1 rRNA gene and 1 pseudogene are annotated in these 4020 nt (G+C 52.3%); both read right to left on the bottom strand.

The features are described from left to right. Positions 1–71: 71 nt before the first annotated feature. Positions 72–3465, bottom strand: a pseudogene (locus ACO6BQ_RS12115) (TonB-dependent receptor plug domain-containing protein); the annotation flags it as partial. Between the two features lie 250 nt (positions 3466–3715). Continuing rightward, positions 3716–3832 (bottom strand): 5S ribosomal RNA (rrf, locus tag ACO6BQ_RS12110). Between the last annotated feature and the right edge of the window lie 188 nt (positions 3833–4020).

Raw genomic sequence — 4020 nt, 5'->3', positions numbered from 1 at the left:
TGTTGCTGTTTTCCTCTATTGTAATATTTTGGAGCTCAATCGTGCAACAAAAGAAATTTTCAGTGTTTCCTTGGATATGCCTTTTTGACAATATCATACATGCGTTTGATGATTGCATGCTGCTCCGCCTGTGTCGTCGCATTTTTGAGCTGACCATAGAAGTTCAGAAGCTCCGATGTTTCCGTGCTGTCAGCAGAGCCCATGAACTCTTCCACGGTCGGCGCACGATAGAACGTCTCCGTCACCGCATGGGTATACGCCGAGTCCGCGATACCCGTCGAACGGCGGAAGTCGCCGTACCCGAGACGCACCTGTGTCCGCTTGCCCGTCCAGACGGCACGCCCGCCGTCGTACTCCTTGCCGAAGTAGTAGCCCGTGATGCCGAGGGGCTCGGTCAGCCGCCCGAGGGAGAAGTCCCACTCCTTTGCATGGCGCGTTACGTCCGCCGTATCGAGCCGTGCATGGTTCAGACCCTTCGACTGCGCCGCATCCGTCTCTGTATCGACACCTGCCGTGCTCGCGAGACTGCCGAGGACAGTGATGTTCGTATTCTCATCAAGCCTTGCATCCACACCCGCGCGCAGGCGCTGCTCAAATCCGTGCCCCGCCTTCTCGAGGTAGTTCTTATATGCACTGCCGATGGTTGAGGTTGCCGTGGTGCGTGCATTCGCCGGTTTCTCCTTGCCCGTGAAGGAGTTCCATCGCCAGCGGTAGTCACCGATCACACGCGTGCCAATTTCCTTCTCCATGTCAAACGGCGGGATGATAAAGCGTGCGTTCTTTTCCAGAGCGGCATGATTCGCCTCCGTGCGCGCCGCACGCTCCTCTGCACTCATCGGCACGGTATCCGCATCGGGACCGAATTTCATATTCACACCAATGCGGTACATCCGCTCTTGGAATGCACGGTCGTCATCGCGATGGTTCAGAATGTTGTCTACGCCGATATAGGCACTCGAGTCCTTGCCGAGATCCTTTTGCAGGATGAAGTTCCAGATGCCAAATGACTTCTTCTCGTAGGTCTGCGTACCGCCGACATGGAAGTTCGTCTGCCATTTGCCGTCTACCTCATCGAGATAGTTGCCGTTGTTCGCGACGCTGTTGCTGTCGAGCATATTGAGGTAGTAGTTCCCCCCAGAGCGTTGCGCGCCAGCCCGCTTTCTCGTATGTAACGCCGAGGTCAATCTTGTGCTGCGGACGGTCGAGCAGACGGCGCGGCATCGTGGGGTCACTCTTATTGATCGCATGGAGGTAGGTATAGCCGACCTTCGTTGACCAGTGGCGGTCAAAGCGATGGTTGTACTCCGCCTCCAGTCCCGTGATCTCCGCCCGCCCGATGTTCTTGAAGCTGTAGATCATATCGGGCGGCAGGAGCAATCTTGTTTTTTCTTCATCCGCCTCAGGGTGGAAGTCCATCAGATAGCCCGTGAAATAGGTCGTCATATAGTTCCGAATGCGGTTGTGGAAGGCATCGATGCGGAAGCTGTCCCTGCCGTCTTTGCTCTCGGCCTCCAGACCAATGTCGAAGTTCACGGACTTCTCTGGGCTAAGATCGGAGTTGCCGACCCAGTAGCGACCGAGACGGGCACGATCGTCTGTAATCGGCGCACCTGCGTACATCTCCCAGTTATAGTACAGCTCGCCCATGCCCGGCTCGGTATATCCCGTGCCGACATTCGCCTTGAAGCGGCGGTTCGACTTTCCGCCGATGTTGAAGGTCATATGCGTGCCAAAGAGATTGCTGTTGTCCACGCGCAGAATCGGAGAGAGCAGTGTGCGATCGTTTACCTGCCATGTATCCTGCACAAAGACATACTGCTTCTTGATCTCCGCTGTACCGATCGTCTGCTGATTTTGTCGCGCATAGTATTCGTCCTTAAAGGCTTTTCCTTGCCAGTTCATTGTATGCCCTGTATATTTACGGCTCGCCTCGGGATTGTAATAATAATTGACCGCCATTTCCGGACTAAGTACCAAGCTTGACAAATAACTGTTTGCCGGATCGGCTCTCAACGCGTTGCCGAATGCTGCACGCCGTGCTGCAACATCCGCAGGCGTGTCCGGATGTTGATAGCCATACTTCAAAAATTCCTCGTACGTAAACTGCGGCACTAAATTCTTGCCGTTCGCGTCTTTATGCCCGTACCATTCGTATTCATTGTCATACTTCGGCACGCCCGCATCATTCCGCATCATAGCATGGTCATGCGCTTTGGACTGCGGCGATGTATCTCCCTTTTTCGTCCAGAGATTTTTGTCATAGGCCCACGGGTCAATGGCACGCGTGTAGGTATTCGGTGCATTCTTTAGGCGGCTGCCCTCTCCCTTTTCCTGTGTAAAACCCACGCCATAGGAGAGGAGATGATTGTCGTTCAACTGCGTATTCGCCGATGCCTTCAGGCTCAACTGGCGATGATCCACGTTATCCACATAGTCGAGAATATTCGTACCCATATAGGTGCGATTCGCAACATAGGAGGTGAGTGTAATATCGTCCTCGTGCATCTTCGCATAGTCGAGGGAGACGTTCCAGTCCGACGCACCGCCGCGCCCCTCGTATGAAATGCGATAGTTGTCGCGGTCTACGTCGCACTTGAAATGCTGCTGCGGCTCAAAGAATGAGTTCGAGTGCTTCACATAGCGGTTCATCTCCTCGCTGACGCGGTCAAGGCTGAACGACAGACTGTGATTCTTCGTGATATCATAGGCTGCGGTCATACCAATGTTCTTGATGTCGCCGTAGAAACGCAGAGCGTTCCGTATGGCCGAGCCGTCCGAAAGTGTAGTCCCCTTCTCCCCGTAAACGGGCAGAATGTCACGCCTGCCGCCGTACGCCGCAATACGAAACTTGCCCTGCTGTCCTGAATCTGCACGCAGGAAGAAATTCGCATAGGGGAATACGTCGCTGTCGCCCTTTGTGCGCCGCCCCTCAAGGTTCAGCTGCAGTCCCGGCTTCTTCGCAGCCTCCTTCGTAATGACATTGACGACACCACCGATGGCATCCGCGCCATACTTCGCACTCGCCGCCCCGCGAATGATCTCTATGCGTGCAACGTTCTCCGTTCCAATGCGCTGCAACTCATCGCCCGCACCAGAATACTTTGCAAAATCGCCCATCACAGGCTGACCATCGATCAGGATGAGGGTATGGCGCGGCTCCGCTCCGCGGATGGAGACGGTCACGCGCCCCATCGCGTCAATATTTCGTGTCATACCCGTCTCGTCAAAGATAATATCCTCAACAGATTTCGCCTGCTTCTTCGCGATGTCCTCCGCCGTGATGATCGTCGTGGACTACGATTCATACTTCGCCTCTTCCTTTGCGGCATCTACATCTACCTGAACATCTGCGGTAGAGTAGTTACCCCCCCGTTCCGAACTTTCGTTTGCAAATGTAGTTGATACGGATGCCATAACATGAAGCAGTACAGCACATGTCAATGCGGCTCTTGCCCTCGTTTTCATGGAAAACACCTTTCTGTCCCTCGAAATACGAATGATAAAACAGAATTCAATAGAATAATTCTGTCTATCATTTTAATATTGATATTATATCACAATTTTTTCATTTTCTAGTGCGATTTGAAAAAAAATCAATTCTCAAATCATTTTAGAAAAGAAGTCTCTCTTCCATTGCTTTGCTGTAAAAGGAGTGCCTGAAACAATGAGTATAAACATACAAAAAAGACCCGTGAATCATCACGAGTCTTAGATTTTGCGGCAACTACCTACTCTCCCACGTCGTCTCCAACGAAGTACCCTCGGCCTTTGAAGGCTTAACTACTGTGTTCGGAATGGGAACAGGTGGAACCGTTCAGGCATCATCACCGCATACTTGAATGAGTCTTGCTCACTCAAAACTTCACAGAAGAAACTCTAAGCAAATTGTATTGATAGACTTGTACCTTTGATTTACAGTCGACATTTGCTTCGCAAATGTCGACTAAGTGACTCACACAAAACTGCTCGCTCACGCAGTTTTGGTTCGCTACTTAGCGGTCAACGTCATCCAATCACACT

The sequence above is a fragment of the Centipeda sp. (in: firmicutes) genome (assembly GCF_057271695.1).
Note: the sequence above shows the minus strand (reverse complement) of the source record. Positions and strands in the feature narration are given on the sequence as shown.